The following is an 18,985-nucleotide window of genomic DNA, read 5'->3' on the forward strand; positions in this document are numbered from 1 at the left end:
GGCGGCCGTCTCACGCCCGCCGGGTGGTCCGCACGATCCGCACCGCGGGCCACACCAGCAGACCGGTGACGCCCCAGAGGAAGCCCGAGAGGGCGAGCCACTCCCCCATGGTCAGCTCCGGGTCCTCGGCCTCGAACACCGTGAAGGAGAGGGCCACGAAGCCACCGAGCACGGCGAGGATCACGAGGACGACCAGCCCGATGGACTGTACGACGGTCCGCCGCGTGGGCGTACGGGCGCCCGCGGCCCCCTGAGCACCGCCGCCCTCCTGCCGGGCGGCCGAGGAAGCGGGCCTGGCCGCGGGCTGCTGCCGGGGCGGCAGGTGCACGACCGCGTGCGGCGGCACGGCGGCGTCCAGGGCGGCCATCGTGTGGGCGTCGATGCCGTGGAGGCCCGGCTCCACCTCGACGGTCAGACCGTCGGCGCCGACCAGCCGCCGGCCGCCGTCGGGCCAGCTCAGCACGGCGGCGCAGGCGCGGTAGTGGACCGTGACTGCGCGCTCGGAGCCGTCGGCCGTCCGCCCGGTCAGGCTGACGCCGTCGGCGCCCATGATCAGCGCCGTGTCGCCGCCGCGGGCGTCGAAGCGCCGGCCGGTGACCGCGTACGGGGAGTCGACGGGGGCGGCGGTGTATCCGGCCCAGTCGGCGCGGTGACCGCCGGGCACCTGGAGCAGGGCGGTGCCCGCCGCTTCCACGGCCACCTGGTGCAGATGGGCCGGGGTCACCCCGCGCATCTCGGCGCGCAGTTCGTCGACGGTGCGCAGCGGGCGCCCGGCGAGCAGGTCCTCCGCCAGGCCCGGCAGTCTGCGGGCCGCCGCGTCGGGGGCGCCCAGGGCGCCGTCGATGCGGCCGCGCACAGCGTCGAGGTCGGCCTGGGTGATGCGGCCCGCCTGGAAACCGGCGAGCACGTCGACGAATCCGCCGAGCACCGCGTCCTGCTTGGCGGGCAGGCTGTCCGCGAACGCGGTGACGAGGGCGTGGCCGTCCCGGCGGGAGGTGAAGTCGCTCGCGGCGGTGTACGAGTAACCGCCCTCCTGCCGCAGCGAGCGGGTCAGTTCGCGCTCCAGGACGCCCGAGTACAGCCAGGCGGCGGTCGTGTCGGCGACCACGGCGTCCAGCAGGACCCCGCCGGTGCCGTCCGAGAAGTACGCCGGGGTGGCGGGCAGGGCCGAGGTCACCGCGGGCATCGCACGCCGGTCGCCCGCGGGGAGCTTGAGGGAGAGACCGGCCGGGATGTGCTCACCGGCGATCCACAGCACCGCGTTGTCCGCCGTGAACCAGCTCCGCGCCCACTGCCACACGTCCTGCGCGCTCGCGTTGCGCACACCCCACTCCGGGTAGCTGACCAGGCCGTACCCCTGGGCGCCGTACCGCCACAACGGGAGCAGGCCGGAGTCGCGGCGGGACTCCTCGGTGCGCAGGATCTCCTTCTCCGTCTCCAGCCGGTCCATGGGCAGGTCGGTCAGGGAGGCGCAGACACCGGTGAGGTAGGCGGCGATCTCGTGCTCGGCGCCCTCCACGTGGAAGTGGGTGAACGCGGCCTTGGTCGCGCCGTTGTAGTGGTAGTCCGCCACGCCCTGGCGGTACAGCGCGAGGTGCTCGACGAGATGGGTGAGCCCCGCCCGGCCGAGGGTCTCGTCGGCGATCCCGACCCGGAAGACGAGCCCGGCGCGCATCGGCCCGGCCGCCTGGACGAAGAGCGTGGGTATGCCGTCGACCTGGGTGTGGTGGACGGCGGCGTGCGGGTTCATCCTCGGCCTCTGTTCGGCATGGTGGTCATCGTCGGGCGAGCGCCGCGTCGCGGTGCTGGACGTACGCCTCGGCGGGCTTGCCGAGGTAGCTCCAGGGGAACTCGGACGCCAGGTTGCCGAGGGCACGGAAGTGGTGGGCGGCCCGGGCGGTGTCCCCCATCAGGGAGAACAGGGCGGCGTACGTGCCCTCGACGCCGACCCAGCCGTAGCCGCGCGCGAAGTCGGGGTGGGCCACCGAGCGCCCGGCGCTCTCCACGAGTTCGGTGTGGACGTGGGGGCGGCGCAGATACTCGGTGCGCTCCCGGCCGGCGTCGAGTTCCAGCCAGTGTTCGAGGTGGACCTCCGCCACCAGGCCGCCGTTCAGGGCGCCCTCGGGGGCGGCGAGCATGCACTCGCGGGCGAAGCCGTGCGCGTCCTCCCAGGTGCCGCTCCACTTGGGGCACAGCTGCTGGAGCAGCCGGGCCTGGCCGGTGAAGTGGTGCGGGTGGTGCTTGGCCAACTGCCGGTAGCGGCGCCGGGCCTCGTTCTGGCCGAGTTGCAGCCCTCGTGCGGTGTTGAGCCGGGCGGCCCAGGCCGCGTCGGCGGCCGGGTCGAGGGCGGTGGCGCGTATGAGGTACTGCTCGGCGGTCCGCAGATGTGCGTGGAAGGCGGCGAACTGCTCCCGGTCGACGTGCTCGGCGCGGGCCGCGGTGCGCACCGCCCAGCCGATCTCCACCTCCCGGGCGCCGAGCAGCGTCAGGCCCAGTACGTCGTCGGGGAAGGCCTCGATCCGGGCGCGCAGGGCGTGTTCGACACCGTCCACCTCGCTGACGATCCGGACGGGGAACGCCCGGTCGGTGCCGTGCGGCAGCCCGTGGAAGTACCGCCACAGCGCCTCCAGGTCGCCCGCGGCGGCAGCCTGCCGGAGCCAGGCGACCTCGGGGAAGGCGGACGCGACCTCGAAGTCGGGTGGCGGCAGGGAAGATCCGGAAGCGAACGACATGCGGCGGATACTAGGTGAGACCAGCGGCGACCCCGCGCACGGGGCGCCTTACGGAACTTCAGTACAACCATCGCGGCCCGGCGCGGGTCTCCTTGGGGCCCTACGTTCCAGCAGCGCTTCCCCGGAGTCCCAGATGTCCCTCAATGCCCGCCGCAACCGGCAACTGCTCGAAGCCACCGCCCCCTTGCTGCTCCAGGGTGAGCGGGTGGAGTTCACCTCGCTGGCCGGGGTCGGCTCGGTGTCGGTGCGCAGGCAGGCGCTCACCGCGGCGGTGGTCGGGGTGCTGAGCGCCGGGACGGTGATGGCCACGGTCACGCCCCGCCCGCTCTACCTGGTGCTCACCGATCAGCGTCTGCTCTTCTTCGACGGCAACCAGGGCCGCAAGCCCGGCAGGCTGGTGCTGAACCTGCCCCGTCCCCACCTCTCCGCGGGCAACTCGAAGAAGGTGTTCCTCGGCCTGCAGTTCGCCACCGTCCTCTCGCTGGCCGGCGAGGAGCACGGGCTGAAGGTGACGTTCCCGGTCCAGCACAAGTCGGACGGGCCGCGCTTCGTCGCGGGGCTGCCGGTGACGCGCTGAGCGCTTCAGCGCACCTGGCCCAGCCATTGCAGGGTCCGCCGGATCTCCATCGCCGTCGGATGTCCGGGGCCGTGCACCCGCTCCACGTCCATCAGCAGCCGCGCCAGCGTGTCGTGCGCTGCCGGGCGGTCGCCGAGGGCCAGCAGCAGATGACCTGTGCGGCGCCGGACGTCGTGGGCGAGACCGGGGTCCTCGAAGGCGTACCGGTTCTCGTAGTAGGGCAGCAGCGCGCGGTACTCCGCGAGCGCGGCGGCCGGTTCACCCAGTTGCTCAAGGCACTGCGCGGCTTCGTAGCGGAAACGCAGGGACTGCTGGTCGGCCCGGCCCGCCTCCGCGGCCCGTTCGTCGGCGAGACGGCGCAGCTCGGGCAGGGCACGCCGGTACTGGCCGTCGTCGAGCAGCGTGGCCGCGTACTGCTTGCGCAGGGTACGCACGACCGCCGAGTGCTCGCCGTGCTGTTCGGCCGCGGTGGGCAGGATCGCGCCGAGGATGTCCACGGCCTGGGTGATGCGCCCTTCCCCGAGCAGCCGCTTGACCTCGTCCACGGCGGCCGCGACGTCCGGCTTGTCGTCCACCGGGGGCGCCGGGGCGACCGGTGCGGGCTGCGGCGCGGGAGTGCGGGCGCGGTCCGGCCAGGGGGCGTGCGGACGCAGGAAGGGACGTGTGGGGTCGAGCGGCGCGCTGGTGGGCGTGCCGCGCGCGGGCAGGAGCGGCGCGAGCTGTTCGTACACCTCCTGCGCCGAGGCCGGGCGGGCCTGCGGGTCCTTGGCGAGCAGGCGCAGCACCAGCGCCTCCAGCGCGGCCGGCACCTCGGGGCGCAGCCGGCGCACCGGGAGCGGAGGCTCGTACAGGTGCCGGTGCAGTACGCCGAGCGCGGTGGAGCCGGTGAACGGCACGTCTCCACTGAGCAGTTCGTGCATCAGCACGCCCAGGGCGTACAGGTCGGTGTACGGGCCGACCGCGCCGCCCATCGCCTGCTCCGGCGCCATGTAGGCGGGCGAGCCGATCGGTGAACCGGTGTGCGTGAGGCGGGTGGTGTCGGTGTCCATGACGGACGCCACTCCCAGGTCGAGCACGGTGACGGTGCCGTCCTGCTTCACCATCACGTTGCGCGGCTTGAGGTCCCGGTGCACGATCGGCACCGCGTGCACCGCGCTCAGCACCGCGCACAACTGCGCGGCCACCGAGACCGTCCAGTGCCACGGGTACGGGTCGTGCTCCGCGAGGTGGTCGGAGAGGTCGGCGCCGTCCACGTACTGCATGACGAGGAACAACTCCTCGCCCTCGCTGCCCGCGTCGTGCACGGTGACGAGGCCGGGGTGGTCCACCTGCGCGGTGACCCGGCACTCGCGCAGGAACCTGCGGCGCAGCTCGTCCGCCTCGAGACCGGCCACCTTGTCGGGGCGGAGCAGCTTCACCGCGACCCGCCGGTCGAGCCTGCGGTCGTACGCCGTCCACACCTGGCCCATGCCGCCCTGCCCGATCAGCGTGGACAGCTCGTACCGGTCGGCGACGACGCGTCCCTGCGCCACGCTCACCGGCCGCCCTCGGACTTGCCGTCCTGCCGGCGCAGGTAGGCGCTCAGCTCGTCCAGTTCGGCGCGCACCTGGTCGATACGGGCGGGCGCGGGGCGGGGCGGGGTGGAAGGCTGGGGCGGGACGGCGTGGGGGGTGGGGTGTTCCGGCCGGGGCGGGGGCGGCATCCGGACCGGCGTGTCACTGTAGTGCGCGGCGGGCTGCGGGTAGCCGTAGGCGACAGGCAGCGTCTGGCCGTGCGGTGACGTGTAGCCGGCCGGTGAGGCGACCTTGCTGTGGAACCGGATGTCGGCGACCAGGAAGTGGACGGCCGCGCCCAGGGCGACGAACAGGATCGCGATCACCACGACGTCACTCCACGGGTCGTCCTCCGGCAGCTCACCGATTGCCACGAAACAGCCGACGGACAGCACCAGACTGATCCAGGACGCCAGCCAGTCGTACCAGCGCCCCCGCAGGAACGCGACCCTGAACAGCGGCACGCAGGCGAAGACGCCGCACGACAGCAGGGCGCAGGCGACCATCAGCACGCGCAGGGTGATGACGGTCCCCGCGCTGCGGGCGGGCGGCGGCTGCCCCTGGCCGTGCATGACTGCTCCTGGACGGTTCGGTATCGGGGTTCGAGCGTATAGGCCCGCGCCGACAGGGTGTTACCCGTTGTACCGAACCGTTGCCCGGGGTTCCGCTCAGTGCGGCTCGACCGTGCCGTCCGTGAGCCCGTCGTACATGCCGCGCAGCAACTGCTCCCCCAGCCTGCCCGCTCGGCGCAGCGCCTGCTCGAACTCGTCCAGGGCCCGGAAACGGGCGCCGTAGCGGCGCTGTTCGTCCAGCGGGAGGCGGGGCAGTTGCAGGCGGCGCACGTCGAGACGGGTGGCGGTGGATGCGTAGCTGCTGGCCTGGCGGTTGTTGGCGGTGCCGCGCAGGAACCCGGCGAGGAACCACGCGTCGAGCGCGCCGGCGTCCGTGCGCAGCAGGACCAGGTTGCGGCCGAGCGCGGCGCCCGCCGTCGCCTCGTCCACCACACGGGCCACCGAACCGCCGCCGAGCACCGGTACGACGACGTCGCCGGGCTCGGTCAGCACGGCCTCCTCGTCGCTCTCCGGGAGCGTGCCGGAGGGGGGTGATCCGGCGAGCACGTCGTGGTCGGTGAGGACGGGCACGCGCGCGCGTGGGGCGCCGGCCGTGCTCCCCGGGGTGCCCGGCGTGGCGCCGGTGCGCAGCATCAGGGCCCCGCCCCGGGCGAGTTCGCCGACCGTGGTGAGCGGCCAGCGGGCGGGCGGGGCCGGAACGGCGGGCGGCGGGGTGAGGCCGGCGGTGAGGCGGAGGGTGGCGGCCAGGTCGTCCCGGACGGTGGCGAGCTGCTCCACGCCGTCGGCCGCGGCGGGCGGCGGGAGGTGGCGGGCGGGGGCGAGGTCCACGTCGTCGTCGAGGAGTTCGATGACCGGCACGGACCGCGCGCGGCCGGGCCGCTCAGCGAGCTTCCCCTCCCGGGCGAAGGTGCGCCAGGCGTCGAGCGCCGCGTCCCGCACCGCCGGCCAGTCCGGTCCGCCGCGCGTCTCCCCGGCGAACGCCCCCGTGTCCACGAGCAGCACCTCCGGCGCCACCGGCGTCCGGTCGGGGCGGCGCAGCAACCAGAGGTGGAGCGGCAGGTTGTACGGCGGCGCCGCCCCGACCGGCAAGGCGATCACGGCTCTGAGCGCGCCCCGGCGGAGCAGGTCGGCCCGGATACGGCGCCCGGAGCGCCGGGAGGCCGCGGCCGGCGGCATGAGCAGCACCGCGGTGCCGCCGTCGGCCAGCCGAGCCAGCGCGTGCTGCACCCAGGCCAGCTCGGACTCGTTGCGCGCCGGGAAGCCGTACTCCCAACGTACGTCGTAGGCAAGCTCGTCGTGTCCCCAGTTGCGCTCGTTGAACGGCGGGTGGCACAGCACCGCGTCAACCCGCAGTTCCGGGTACGCCTCCGCACGCAGGGTGTCCCCCGCCGCGCCGCGCACGGCCGCGCGGGTGTGCAGCGAGAGTCGCAGCGCGGTGAGCGCGACGAGGTCGGGGGCGCTGTCCTGGGCGTACAGCGTCTGGTCGGGGCGGGCTTCGACGGCCCGCAGCAGGGCGCCGGTGCCGCAGGCGGGGTCGAGCACGGTCAGTGCGGGACCTGCCAACTCCGCCATGAGCCCGGCCGGCTCGACCGGGGTGGGCGTGTACTGGCGGGAGTGCGCGTCCAGGTAACGGCCCAGCAGGAACTCGAAGGTCTGCCGCGCTCCAAGCTCCCCGGCGAGTTCGACGGCCCCGCGCAGCAGGGGGGCGGAGGAAAGGAGCTGCGGACCGGACGGCGTGTGAACCGGCGTCGCGGTGTTCACAGAGCCTGAGGTGGTCACGGGGGCCGAAGCGTTCACAGGCTTGCAGCCGAACCGCGACGCGATCACCCCGTCAAGCACACCGGGCAGCTTCGCGCCGAGCCGCTCGTCCGAGCCGGCGCCGATGTCGAGCCAGACGGTCGGCCGTTCCTGGACGAGCAGCAGGACGCAGCCCACGTGCACCAGAGCCACGGCTGGCCCCTCGGGGTGGCCGGCGAGCTGCTGCCAGACCCGCTCCCGCAACGGCACCTCGGCGAGTTTCCCCTGCTCACGCAGCCATTCCTCAACCTCGGCGAGCGCGAAGGAGGGGCTGGTGTCGGTACCGCCGACCGGCTTGGGGAAGTCGGGGTGCCGACGGCGCCAGTTGCTGACGGCGGCCCGGCCCACCCCGGCGAGCCGCGCGATCCCGGCTGCGGTCACTTCTGTCGCGTTGTCCTGCACCGACCCCGCTCCCCTCGTCCCATGTGTGCACGAGCATACCGACGCACACACGACCTTCGGACTCACACTGTGCACTCCCTATTTCCTGAAAAGCTTGTTGACTCGGTTCACATGCTCTGTTTTCATTGACTCAGCGAACGAGCGGCTCGCCGAAGGAGGTTGGCCGCAGACATCGGGGGAGGGACGCGCCGTGGGCCTGATGGGCAGGATCGCGCTCAACGCAGCCACCGGACTCGTCGTCATCGGCGCCATCTCCGCGAACGCCGGTCACGCGGGCGATCTCGACGCCGGGAGCTCGAGCGGGGAGGCTTCCACCACCGCCGGAAGCGGGTCCCGTCAGGTGCCGGGCGGTGATGGTGCCTCGGAGGGCGCCGGGTCGGGCGCGGCGAAGGGCGCACTGTCCGGTGACGCTGATTTCCGGGTCGGTACGGACATCGCACCGGGCACCTACCGGTCCATCGGCAACGCCCACCGCTCCTGCCGCTGGGAACGCGTCAGGGATGCCGAGCATCCCTTGCGCTCGGTGATCGCCAACGGCCACACCACGGGCACCGCCGTCGTCACCATCCGCTCCACGGACGCCTACTTCAGGTCGGCCGGCTGCGGGGGCTGGGAGAGGACCGGCTGACCCGAGCCGGGCACCAGTTCCCCTTTGGCGAGATCCCCTTCACGGGACCTCTGCGCCGTCCGGCGCACTCACACCCGGACCGGCACCTCACTTCTCCGTATCTCCTCTCACGACTCCTCAGTAGGAACTCTCATGCGCATTCCGCCCCGCTTCGCCCAGCTCGTCGCCGTCGCCGCGCTTCCGCTGGCTCTGGCCGCCTGCTCGCCCAGCTCGTCCGACTCCGCCGCCCCGGCCAAAAAGCCCCAGGCGAACGATTCGGACGCCGGCCTGATGACGGGCACCCGGCTGAAGAAGGCACTGGCACCGGCGTCGGTGTTCCCCTCCAACCTGAGCGCGGTCGCCGACGGCTTCTCGGACAGCGGCGAGGAGTTCGCGTCCCCCGCAAGCCCGGACACCGCCAAGCCGGACTGCACCAAGTTCGAGAACACGACGTGGCTGGACGTCTCCGGATTCAAGGGAGGCGTGTCGTTCGCACAGGGCGAGTACGCCAACAAGGACGAGACCGAGGAGATGGTCCAGGAGATCGATGTGTTCCAGGGCAAGACGGCCGGCACGGTGATGCGGCGGATACGTGCGGCCGCCGGCGCCTGCGCCACGTTCACCGACCTCAACGACCACTCGAAGGTGAAGCTGTCCGGCAGCACCACCTCCGGGCTCGGTGATGACGCCTCCACCATGACGATGACCAGCGGTCACTGGGAGAGCGGCACGACCCTGGTGGCCGCGCGCGTGGGCAACGCCGTGGTCACCGTGACCTCCACGGCAGGCAAGGACAACGGCGCCGCCAACGCGGCCAGGCTGGCGGGGCGTCTCGTGGACTCGCTGAAGGCCGCCGGCGCCGAGGGCTGAACCGACGGAGGGTGATCCGCCGGGCGGCCGCCGGTCAGCGCGCCCGGAAGCGGGACGGGGCGTTGGTGGGGTTGCCGCCTGTGGGGAGTTTCTGGCCGGGGCAGGAGGTGAGGATCTTCTTCATCGCGGACTTCTCGGCCGAGGTGACCCAGAGGTCGTACTTCTTCTTCACGGCGACCTGGGCGGCGACGTAGGTGCAGCGGTACCCCTTCTCCGGGGGGACCCAGCTCGCGGTGTCGCCGTCGCCCTTGCCCCGGTTGGTGCCCGCGTCGACCGCGATGAGGTTCAGGGGGTCGTTGGCGAGGGCTATGCGCTTGCTGCTGTCCCAGTACTTGGCGCCCTTCTGCCAGGCGTCCGACAGGGCGACCACATGGTCGATGTCGACCAGGCTGCGGCCGCGCCGGTAGGTGACCGTCTTGCCGGAGTAGGGGTCGGGCTTCAGCACGCCGAAGGTGACCTTGCACTTGCCTCCGCTGAACCTCACCTCCTTCAGGTCGCGCCTGAGGATGTCGTCACGGGTGTCGCAGGAGTTGGAGTCGGTGTCGGCCCAGGCGCTGCCGAAGCGCTCACGGGAGTAACCGGTTTTCGGTGCACGGCCCTTGACGTCCAGTGAGTCGACGGCGGTGAGGGCCGCACCCCTGGCCCCCGTCGGCTCCGCGCCGGAGGAGCCGTCGACCTCTTCGGCCTTGCAGCCCGTCACGGCGGTCATCACGGCTATGGCGGTGACCGCCCCGCCCCACAGACGCTTCACGTGCGCCCCCTCGTTCGCCCTGGTCCGTCCGCGGGCGCGGGCGGAGAGATCCGCCCTCCACCGTAACGGCCCCACCGCGCTTGGTGGATGGGTACAGAAGGGGTGTACAGGGGCATCGGGGGCCTTGGGCGTACTCCGGTCCGGTTCCCTCGCTCAGATCCTGCCTGTCCCCAGGGTCGACTCGGAGGGCAGCAGACCGGAGGAGAGGACCGCGACCCAGTGGTCGCCGAGCAGGTCGCCCAGGCGGTCCGCGCCCGTCCGGCCGAGGGACTGCCAAGGGGCGGCGGCCAGCCGGTCGGTGTGCTCCTCGACGCGGCGGCGCAGGACGCGGCCCTCCTGCGTGGCCGTGCCGTCCGGCTCCACGAGGCCGCGCACCGCGAGGCGTTCGCGGGCGGCCACCCATTCCTGCCGGCTCCAGCCCCGGCTCTCGAAACGTTCCACGGACGCGGCGCCTGTCGCCGCGAAGGACACCAGGGACTCCACGGGGTCGAGTCCGGCGACGAGCAGGGCGGACAGGTGGCCGTCACCGCGGTGCTCCCGCAGGATGGTGGCCGCGTGCCACAGCTGGAGGTGCGGGGGCTCGGGCCACGGGAGTTCGGCATTGGCCGCCGCGAGGGGGCGGCCCTCGGTGCCGGCCGACTCCGCCGCGCGACGGGCCAGGGCGGCGGCCTCGGCCAGGCCGGGCCCCTCCACGGCGTCCCCGAGTATGGCGCGGTGGGCGCGGTCGATGCCGCGCAGGCGGGCCGCCAGGACTTCACCGGGTCCGGCGATGCCCCACGCCCCCTTCATGTGCCGGGCGACCAGGCGGGGGCTGAAGCTGTAGAAGGCGGAGGTCACCCGCTCGGCGCCGACCTCTCCCAACGGGGCCGCGCGCAGCGGGAAGTACGCGGGCCAGCGGTCCTCCGTGCCGTACCCGAGCGCGGCCGCCTCCTCTTCCACCTCGGGTGCGTAATAGAGCAGAGCGTGGAACGGCTCCAGCAGGTGCCAGAGCTGGCGCACGCGGGCTGTCTCCACCGTTTCCATCGTCTTTCCGGACATGCCGGTCCCCTCCCCCGGATACGGCCGTCGGCCGGCCGCCCTCGACTTGACACTGACTAGATTGCGGGAGCGAAAGGAACTTGTCAATGACTAGATTCTGCGTATTCTGGTTCCATGAGCCCCTCGAACTCCACGTCCGCGGACCGGCGGACGTACCACCACGGCGATCTGCGGCGGGCCGTGCTGTCCGCCGCGCTCGACGTCATCGCCGCCGAAGGACCCGGCGCACTGAGCCTGCGTGATCTCGCCCGCCGCGCCGGGGTCTCGCACGCGGCGCCCGCGCACCACTTCAAGGACCGCACCGGACTGCTCACCGCGATAGCCGCCGAGGGGTTCGGCCTGCTCGCGGACGCCCTGCGGGAGGCCCCCGGCCTGCGCGAGGCCGGTGTGCGGTACGTCCGCTTCGCTCGGGAACACCCCGCGTACTTCCAGATCATGTTCGGCCCGGAGCTGCTGCGCGCCGGGGACCTGGAACTGAGCACGGCCCGCGCCCTGGCCGGTGACGCCCTGAGCCGGGCCGTCGCGGGCGTCGATTCCGGCGACCGGGGCCCCGACGCCCGGCTCGCCGGGACGGCCGCCTGGTCACTGGCCCACGGCTACGCCACGCTGCTCCTCGGCCACAACCTCGACGAGCAGCTGGGAGAGGAGGACCCGGAGGACACGTTCCGCGCACTCACCGCGATGCTGTTCCATTCGGCGGCCGACTGACGCCGGACCCGGGCAGCAGAACGGGCCGAGGGAACCAGCGCTCCCCCGGCCCGCTGAAGGCCTTGCTCAGGACCCCAGGATCGACGCCAGGAACTCCCCCACCCAGCCCAGGAGTTCACGGCCGACCAGCGGCTTGCCGCCGACCTTGGCCGTCTTGGGACGTGGCACCAGTACCTGGTGCGCGGTCGGCTTGATGACCGAGCCGGGGTACAGCCGCTGCAGCCGCAGCTCCTGCGACTCGCGCAACTCCACCGGCGCGAAGCGGATGTTGTTGCCCTGGAGGACGATCTCGCCGACACCGCAGGCCCGCGCGAGCATGCGCAGACCGGCGACGAGCAGCAGGTTCTCCACCGGTTCGGGCAGCTTGCCGTAGCGGTCGGTGAGTTCCTCGCGGACGGCCTTGATGTCGTCCTCCGAGTTGGCGGAGGCGATGGACCGGTACGCCTGGAGGCGCAGCCGCTCGCCCGGCGCGTAGTCGTGCGGGACGTGCGCGTCGACCGGAAGCTCGATCTTGACCTCGAGGGGTGCCTCCTCCTCGATCTCGCCGGTCTCCAGCTGGCGCCGGTAGTCGGCCACCGCCTCGCCCACCATGCGCATGTACAGGTCGAAGCCGACACCCGCGATGTGGCCGGACTGCTCGCCGCCGAGCAGGTTGCCCGCGCCCCGGATCTCCAGGTCCTTCATGGCCACGTACATGCCGGCGCCCATCTCGGTGTGCTGGGCGATGGTGGCGAGCCGTTCGTGCGCGGTCTCGGTGAGCGGCTTCTCCGGCGGGTACAGGAAGTAGGCGTAGCCGCGCTCGCGGCCTCGGCCGACGCGGCCGCGCAGCTGGTGCAGCTGGGAGAGGCCGAAGTTGTCGCCGCGCTCCACGATCAGCGTGTTGGCGTTGGAGATGTCGATGCCGGACTCCACGATCGTGGTGGAGACCAGGACGTCGAACTTCTTCTCCCAGAAGTCCACCACGACCTGCTCCAGGGCCTGTTCCGACATCTGGCCGTGGGCCGTGGCGATACGCGCCTCGGGGACGATCTCGCGGAGCTTGGCGGCCGCGCGGTCGATGGACTCGACCCGGTTGTGGATGTAGAAGACCTGGCCTTCGCGGAGGAGTTCGCGGCGGATGGCGGCGCCGATCTGCCGCTCCTCGTAGGGGCCGACGAAGGTGAGGACCGGGTGGCGCTCCTCGGGCGGGGTGGTGATGGTGGACATCTCGCGGATGCCGGTGACCGCCATCTCCAGGGTGCGCGGGATGGGCGTGGCGGACATGGTGAGGACGTCCACGTTGGCGCGCAGCTTCTTGAGCTGCTCCTTGTGCTCGACGCCGAAGCGCTGTTCCTCGTCGACGATGACGAGGCCGAGGTCCTTGAACTTGGTCTCGGAGGAGAACAGGCGGTGGGTGCCGATGACGATGTCCACCGAGCCGTCCTTGAGCCCCTCCAGGACGGCCTTGGCCTCGGTCTCGGTCTGGAAGCGGGACAGGGCGCGCACCTTGACCGGGAACTGCGAGTACCGCTCGGAGAACGTGCCGAAGTGCTGCTGCACCAGCAGCGTGGTCGGCACCAGGACGGCGACCTGCTTGCCGTCCTGGACCGCCTTGAAGGCGGCGCGGACGGCGATCTCCGTCTTGCCGTAGCCGACGTCGCCGCAGATCAGCCGGTCCATGGGGACGGACTTCTCCATGTCCTCCTTGACCTCGGCGATGGTGGTGAGCTGGTCCGGGGTCTCCGCGTACGGGAAGGCGTCCTCCAGCTCCCTCTGCCAGGGGGTGTCACCGCCGAAGGCGTGGCCGGGGGCGGCCATGCGGGCGCTGTACAGCCGGATCAGGTCGGCGGCGATCTCCTTGACGGCCTTCTTGGCGCGCGCCTTGGTCTTCGTCCAGTCGGCGCCGCCCAGGCGGTGCAGGGTGGGGGCCTCGCCGCCGACGTACTTGGTGATCTGCTCCAGCTGGTCGGTGGGGATGTACAGCCGGTCGCCGGGCTGGCCGCGCTTGGCGGGGGCGTACTCCACGACCAGGTACTCGCGGGTGGCGCCCTGGACGGTGCGCTGCACCATCTCGATGTAGCGGCCGACGCCGTGCTGCTCGTGGACGATGTAGTCGCCCGATTCGAGGGTGAGCGGGTCGATGGCCTTACGGCGGCGGGCGGGCATGCGGGCGCCCTCGCGGCCGGCGGCCTTCTGCCCGGTCAGGTCGGTCTCGGTGAGGACGGCCAGCCTGAGCGCCGGGTCCACGAAGCCGTGGTCGATCGAGCCGCAGGAGACGTGGACCAGGGACGGGCTCAGCTCGTCGAGATCGGCGTCCAGCCGGGCCGCGATGCCCTCGCCGCCGAGCACCTCGACGGTGCGGGAGGCCGGGCCGTGGCCCTCGGTGAGGAACACCGTGCGCCAGCCGTCGGCGAGCCAGCCCTTGGTGTCGGCGAGGGCGCGGGCGGTGTCGCCGCGGTAGGTCTCGGCGGCGCGCATGCCCAGCTTGAGGGTGTCGCCGCCCAGCTCCTCGTCGGCTGCGAACGGCGAGACGGACCACCACATCATGTCCAGCTCGCGCGCGCGGTCCCGCACGTCCGCGATGGACCACAGGGAGGCCGCGCCGACGTCGATGGGGGCCTCGCCGCCGCCCGCGCTGGCCGCCCAGGACGCCTGGAGGAACTCCTGCGAGGTGGCGACGAGGTCGGAGGCGCGGGTACGGACCCGCTCCGGGTCGCAGACGACGGCCATCGCGTTCTCCGGGAGCACGTCGAGGAGCAGTTCCATGTCGTCGACGAGGACGGGGGCGAGGGACTCCATGCCCTCCACGGCGATGCCCTCGGCGATCCTGCCGAGCAGTTCACCCAGCTCGGGGTGCTCCTCGGCGAGGGCACGCGCGCGGTCGCGTACGTCGTCGGTGAGGAGCAGTTCGCGGCAGGGCGGGGCCCACAGGCCGTGGTCGGCGACCTCCAGGGAGCGCTGGTCGGCGACCTTGAAGTAGCGGATCTCCTCTACGTCGTCGCCCCAGAACTCGATGCGCAGGGGGTGTTCCTCGGTGGGCGGGAACACGTCCAGGATGCCGCCGCGTACGGCGAACTCGCCGCGCTTCTCGACCAGCTCCACGCGCGCGTACGCCGCGGCGGCGAGGGCTTCCACGACCTCGTTCAGGTCGGCGCTCCGGCCGGTGCGCAGGGATACGGGCTCCAGGTCGCCCAGGCCCTTGACCTGGGGCTGGAGTACGGAGCGCACGGGGGCGACCACGACGGAGACCGGGCCGGTCTCGGGGTCGTCGGGGCGGGGGTGGGTCAGGCGGCGCAGTACGGCCAGGCGGCGGCCGACGGTGTCGCTGCGGGGGCTGAGGCGTTCGTGCGGGAGCGTCTCCCAGGAGGGGTACTCGACGACGGCCTCGGGGGGCAGCAGGGAGCGGAGTGCCGCTGCCAGGTCTTCCGCCTCGCGGCCGGTCGCGGTCACCGCGAGTACCGGGCGGGCGGTGTCGCGGGCGAGGGCGGCGATCGCCAGGGGGCGGGCCGCCGGGGGGCCCACGAGGTCGATGTGGGGGCGGTTGCCGTCCGTGGCCGCGGTGATCGCTTCCGCGAGGGCGGGGTCCTTGACGACGGCGTCGAGCAGACCGTGCAGGCTCATGGGAGGGCTTTTCCGTCCTGGGGGTGGGAACGCGAACCGCCCGACTCGTCGTACGGGCCGGGGGTCTTCCAGCGTACGACGCCGCGGTCCGGCTTGGCGGGGGCTGTGGACAACGTCTGCTTCCCGGGGCCGTGCCGCGGCTTCCGTGGCAGGGGCTCCGCCCCGGACACGCCGGTGCCGGGAGCCCCCGGGCTCCCGGCACCGTATCCCCGTCGGTCCCCTCTATTCCGTGGCGACGGCGCTCAGCACGTTCATCCGCCCCGCCCGGAACGCCGGGATCAGCGCCGCGAAGAGCCCCACGAAGGCGGAGGCGACGAAGACCGTGATGATCGTCGACCAGGGGATGTCCAGCACCTTCAGCCCCTGGAGGGCCAGCAGCTTCTGGGCGGTGGCGCCCCAGCCCATGCCCAGCCCCAGGCCCAGCAGCGCGCCGAAGAGGGCGATCACCACCGACTCCAGGCGGATCATGCGGCGCAGCTGGCGGCGGGAGAGGCCGATGGCCCGCATGAGGCCGATCTCGCGGGTGCGTTCCACCACCGACAGGGCGAGGGTGTTCACCACGCCGAGGACGGCGACGATGATGGCCAGGGCCAGGAGGCCGTAGATCAGGTTGAGGAACTGCCCGACCTGGTCCTTGAGGGCCTGCTTGTAGTCGGTCTGGTCGCGGACGGTGTACTGCGGGTAGTCGTGCAGCGACGCCTTGAGCGCCTTGTACGCGGCGTCCTGCTGCCCCTGCTCGGCGGTGGCGAAGACGAGCAGGTCGAGCGGCATCCTGTCGGCCGGTACGTACTTCTTCGCGGTGGCGATGGAGACGTACATGGCGCCCTTGTCGACGACGACCTCGTCGCTGGTGATCGCGCGGACCGTCAGCCTCGCGGTGCGGCCGTGCTTGAAGGCGACCTCGACCCGGGAGCCGAGCTTGATGCCGTGGTCCTTGGCGAAGCCGGCGAAGACGGACATGGAGTCGGCGCCGTAGGCGTCGGCGAGGTCGCCCCGCACGGTCTCGGTGCGCAGGTCCTCGGCATAGCCGGGGTCGGCGGCGTTGAGGGTCTCGTTCCTGGACACCTCGCCGTCCGGCGTGGTCATGGTCACCGGGAGGATCTTGTACTCGGTGACCCGCTCCAGCCCCGGGGTGCTCCTGAGTGCGTCGACGGCCTGCGGGGTGATGACGGAGCCGTTGTCGCTCTGGACGATGAAGTCGGCGCCGACCGTCTTGTCGAGCTGGTCGGTGGCGGAGGCCACCATGGACGAGCCGACCACGGACAGACAGGCGACCAGGGCGAGGCCGATCATCAGTGCGGCACCGGTCGCGCCGGTGCGGCGCGGGTTGCGCAGCGCGTTGCGCTCGGCCATGCGGCCGACGGGGCCGAACACCCTGAGGACGATCGCGCCGAGGACACGCACCACGCCGGAGGCGAGCAGCGGGCCGATCACCACGAAGCCGATCAGGGAGAGCACGATGCCGAGGCTCAGCCAGGCGGAGCCGGTCGTGGCGTGGTCGCTGCCGGCGGCCATGGCCAGACCGGCGGCGCCGGCGCCGGTGAGGACCAGGCCGATGACCGCGCGGATCGCGCCGGCCCGGGCGTCGGCCGGGGCGCCGGCGTCGCGCAGGGCGGCCATCGGGGAGATCCTGCCCGCGCGGCGGGCCGGCAGGTAGGCGGCGAGGACGGTGACGACGACGCCGAGCACCACACCGGCGACCGGGGTGGTCCAGGCGACCGTCAGGTCGTCCGTGGACAGGTGCATGCCGATCTGGCCCATGAGCTTCATCAGGCCGACGGCGATGCCCACCCCGGCGCCCACGCCGAGCACGGAGCCGACGACGCCGAGGAGCAGGGCCTCGATCAGCACCGACCGGTTGACCTGGCGGCGGGAGGAGCCGATGGCCCGCATCAGGCCGATCTCGCGGGTGCGCTGGGCGACCAGCATCGAGAAGGTGTTGATGATCAGGAAGATGCCGACCAGGAAGGCGATCCCGGCGAAGCCGAGCATCGCGTACCGCATGACGTCGAGGGAGCTCTTGACGTCCTGCTGGTTGGCGTCGGCGACCTCCTTGGCGGTCTGCACCTTGTAGCCGGTGCCCAGGGCGGCGCTCACGTCGCGCTCGAGGCGGGCGTCGGTGACGCCCCGGGCGGCGGTGACGTTGACGTTGGTGAAGACACCGGTGCGCCCCACGAGGGTCTGCTGGGCGGTCTTGGTGTCCAGGTAGAAGATGGCCGCGCCGGGGTTGGTGACGGTGAAGGTGGCGATGCCGGACACGCGCGCCCGGTGGGTTCCGACGGCGGTGATGACCCCGATGCCGTCGCCGAGCTTCAGGTGGTGCTTCTTCGCGGTGTCGGCGTCGACCATGATCTGGTCCGGCCCCTTGGGCGCCGCACCGGTGGTGATCTTCATGGTGCGGGCGTCGTTGGCGTTCCAGTTGCCGACGATGGTCGGGGCGCCGCTGGTGGGTGACAGCTTGTCCTTGTCGCCGTCGACCACGGTGACCGAGGTGGAGAACACGGTGCCCTCGGCCGACTTCACGCCCGGCGCCCGCTCGATCGTGCCGAGCACGGCGGCGGGAAGGACCGGCGGCTTGCCCGTGTCGGAGGTGGTCTCCCCGGTGTCGGAGGCACCCCTGGCGCTCACCGTGACGTCGGCGGACGTCACCTGGAAGAGCTTGTCGAAGGTGGTGTTCATGGTGTCGGTGAACACCAGGGTGCCGCAGACGAACGCCACCGAGAGCAGGACCGCGATCGCGGAGAGCGCCATCCGGCCCTTGTGCGCGAGGAAGTTGCGCAGCGAGGTCTTCAGGACAGTCATGAGGTGCGCCCCCGCGCGTCGAAGTCCTTCATCCGGTCCAGGACCTGCTCGGCGGTGGGCCTCAGCATCTCGTCCACGATCCGGCCGTCGGCCAGGTAGAGCACGCGGTCCGCGTAGGAGGCGGCGACGGGGTCGTGGGTGACCATGACGATGGTCTGGCCCAGCTCGTCGACCGAGCGGCGCAGGAAGCCGAGGACCTCGGCGCCGGCGCGGGAGTCGAGGTTTCCGGTCGGCTCGTCGCCGAAGATGATCTCCGGCCGTGCGGCGAGCGCGCGGGCCACGGCGACGCGCTGCTGCTGGCCGCCGGAGAGCTGGGTGGGCCGGTGCCTGAGCCGGTCCGCCAGCCCGACGGTCTCAACGACCCGGTCCAGCCACGCCCTGTCGGGCTTGCGGCCGGCGATGTCCATGGGCAGCGTGATGTTCTCCAGCGCGTTGAGCGTCGGCAGCAGGTTGAACGCCTGGAAGATGAAGCCGATCCGGTCGCGGCGCAGCCGGGTGAGCTTCTTGTCCTTGAGGCCGGTGATCTCGGTCTCGTCCAGGTGGATCTGACCGCTGGTCACGGTGTCCAGACCGGCGAGGCAGTGCATCAGGGTGGACTTGCCGGACCCGGAGGGGCCCATGATCGCGGTGAACTGGCCGCGGGCGATGTCCACGTCGACGTGGTCGAGGGCGAGGACGCGGGTCTCCCCGGCCCCGTAGGCCTTCACGACCTGCCGCGCTCGTGCGGCGACGGCCGTAGGCCCTCCAGTGCCCCCGTGCCTGGGAATGGTCACAGCCGATGTCACGGTATGTCTCCTATGCGGGTCGATCGCGGGCACCCCGGATCGCGGTGCGATGCGTGAGTGGAGTGGTGCGGGCCGGTACGTCCGTGCGCTACGCCTGAAGTCTGGCCGTGGCGGGGGGTTCCGCACGCTGGTGCGAGCCCCCGTTTCCCGGGGGGAAATCCCTACCCCCGGCGTCGGCCGGCCGCCCCCCC

At 72.4% G+C, this 18,985-nt stretch carries 14 protein-coding genes; 4 read left to right on the top strand and 10 right to left on the bottom strand.

Annotated elements, in window-relative coordinates; genetic code table 11:
• Window positions 1-10 precede the first annotated feature (10 nt).
• Together ACWCV3_RS17085 and ACWCV3_RS17090 are read right to left on the bottom strand one after the other, a co-directional pair.
• Window positions 11-1,750, bottom strand: a complete 1,740-nt coding sequence (locus tag ACWCV3_RS17085; RefSeq protein ID WP_451224047.1) for a M16 family metallopeptidase — start codon at window positions 1,748-1,750, stop codon at window positions 11-13.
• Between the two features lie 25 nt (window positions 1,751-1,775).
• Window positions 1,776-2,732, bottom strand: coding sequence for a hypothetical protein (locus ACWCV3_RS17090; RefSeq protein ID WP_451224050.1), 957 nt, complete (start codon window positions 2,730-2,732; stop codon window positions 1,776-1,778).
• A 133-nt stretch (window positions 2,733-2,865) separates the two neighbouring features.
• Here ACWCV3_RS17090 and ACWCV3_RS17095 point away from each other — a divergent pair, with 133 nt between their 5' ends.
• Window positions 2,866-3,309 (top strand): hypothetical protein, encoded by a 444-nt coding sequence (locus ACWCV3_RS17095; RefSeq protein ID WP_451224053.1) that lies wholly within the window; start codon window positions 2,866-2,868, stop codon window positions 3,307-3,309.
• 5 nt (window positions 3,310-3,314) lie between these two features.
• Here ACWCV3_RS17095 and ACWCV3_RS17100 read toward each other — a convergent pair whose 3' ends face one another.
• The 3 genes from ACWCV3_RS17100 to ACWCV3_RS17110 all read right to left on the bottom strand — a co-directional run bounded on the left by ACWCV3_RS17100 (window position 3,315) and on the right by ACWCV3_RS17110 (window position 7,633).
• On the bottom strand, window positions 3,315-4,805 hold the full coding sequence (locus ACWCV3_RS17100) for a protein kinase domain-containing protein (protein ID WP_451224171.1): 1,491 nt from the start codon (window positions 4,803-4,805) through the stop codon (window positions 3,315-3,317).
• Window positions 4,806-4,843: 38 nt separating this feature from the next.
• Complete coding sequence (locus ACWCV3_RS17105) at window positions 4,844-5,434, bottom strand: hypothetical protein (protein ID WP_451224056.1); 591 nt, start codon at window positions 5,432-5,434, stop codon at window positions 4,844-4,846.
• A 96-nt stretch (window positions 5,435-5,530) separates the two neighbouring features.
• Entirely contained in the window at window positions 5,531-7,633 is a 2,103-nt protein-coding gene (locus tag ACWCV3_RS17110) for an N-6 DNA methylase (protein ID WP_451224059.1), read from the bottom strand.
• A 199-nt stretch (window positions 7,634-7,832) separates the two neighbouring features.
• Here ACWCV3_RS17110 and ACWCV3_RS17115 point away from each other — a divergent pair, with 199 nt between their 5' ends.
• Together ACWCV3_RS17115 and ACWCV3_RS17120 are read left to right on the top strand one after the other, a co-directional pair.
• The gene (locus ACWCV3_RS17115; protein ID WP_451224174.1) at window positions 7,833-8,261 is read left to right on the top strand and encodes a hypothetical protein; all 429 of its coding nucleotides are present in this window, start codon (window positions 7,833-7,835) and stop codon (window positions 8,259-8,261) included.
• Between the two features lie 132 nt (window positions 8,262-8,393).
• On the top strand, window positions 8,394-9,110 hold the full coding sequence (locus tag ACWCV3_RS17120) for a hypothetical protein (RefSeq protein WP_451224062.1): 717 nt from the start codon (window positions 8,394-8,396) through the stop codon (window positions 9,108-9,110).
• Window positions 9,111-9,144: 34 nt separating this feature from the next.
• On the opposite strand, the gene ACWCV3_RS17125 is transcribed toward ACWCV3_RS17120, so the two are convergent.
• Both ACWCV3_RS17125 and ACWCV3_RS17130 read right to left on the bottom strand, forming a co-directional pair.
• Window positions 9,145-9,861, bottom strand: a complete 717-nt coding sequence (locus tag ACWCV3_RS17125) for an HNH endonuclease family protein (protein WP_451224064.1) — start codon at window positions 9,859-9,861, stop codon at window positions 9,145-9,147.
• 153 nt (window positions 9,862-10,014) lie between these two features.
• A complete protein-coding gene (locus ACWCV3_RS17130) occupies window positions 10,015-10,899 on the bottom strand; it encodes an SCO6745 family protein (RefSeq protein ID WP_451224067.1) in 885 nt (294 codons plus the stop codon).
• A 114-nt stretch (window positions 10,900-11,013) separates the two neighbouring features.
• On the opposite strand from ACWCV3_RS17130, the gene ACWCV3_RS17135 reads away from it, so the two are divergent.
• The gene (locus ACWCV3_RS17135) at window positions 11,014-11,607 is read left to right on the top strand and encodes a TetR/AcrR family transcriptional regulator (protein ID WP_451224070.1); all 594 of its coding nucleotides are present in this window, start codon (window positions 11,014-11,016) and stop codon (window positions 11,605-11,607) included.
• A 66-nt stretch (window positions 11,608-11,673) separates the two neighbouring features.
• On the opposite strand, the gene mfd is transcribed toward ACWCV3_RS17135, so the two are convergent.
• The 3 genes from mfd to ACWCV3_RS17150 all read right to left on the bottom strand — a co-directional run bounded on the left by mfd (window position 11,674) and on the right by ACWCV3_RS17150 (window position 18,794).
• Window positions 11,674-15,207 carry a transcription-repair coupling factor gene (gene mfd, locus ACWCV3_RS17140; RefSeq protein ID WP_451224073.1) on the bottom strand — a complete coding sequence of 1,178 codons (3,534 nt, stop codon included), beginning with the start codon at window positions 15,205-15,207 and terminating at the stop codon, window positions 11,674-11,676.
• Between the two features lie 222 nt (window positions 15,208-15,429).
• Window positions 15,430-18,009 (bottom strand): ABC transporter permease, encoded by a 2,580-nt coding sequence (locus ACWCV3_RS17145; protein WP_451224076.1) that lies wholly within the window; start codon window positions 18,007-18,009, stop codon window positions 15,430-15,432.
• Window positions 18,006-18,794, bottom strand: coding sequence for an ABC transporter ATP-binding protein (locus tag ACWCV3_RS17150; RefSeq protein WP_451224079.1), 789 nt, complete (start codon window positions 18,792-18,794; stop codon window positions 18,006-18,008). Before ACWCV3_RS17150 ends, ACWCV3_RS17145 begins: the two co-directional genes overlap by 4 nt.
• Window positions 18,795-18,985 lie beyond the last annotated feature (191 nt).

Source organism: Streptomyces sp. NPDC001781, from assembly GCF_053596035.1.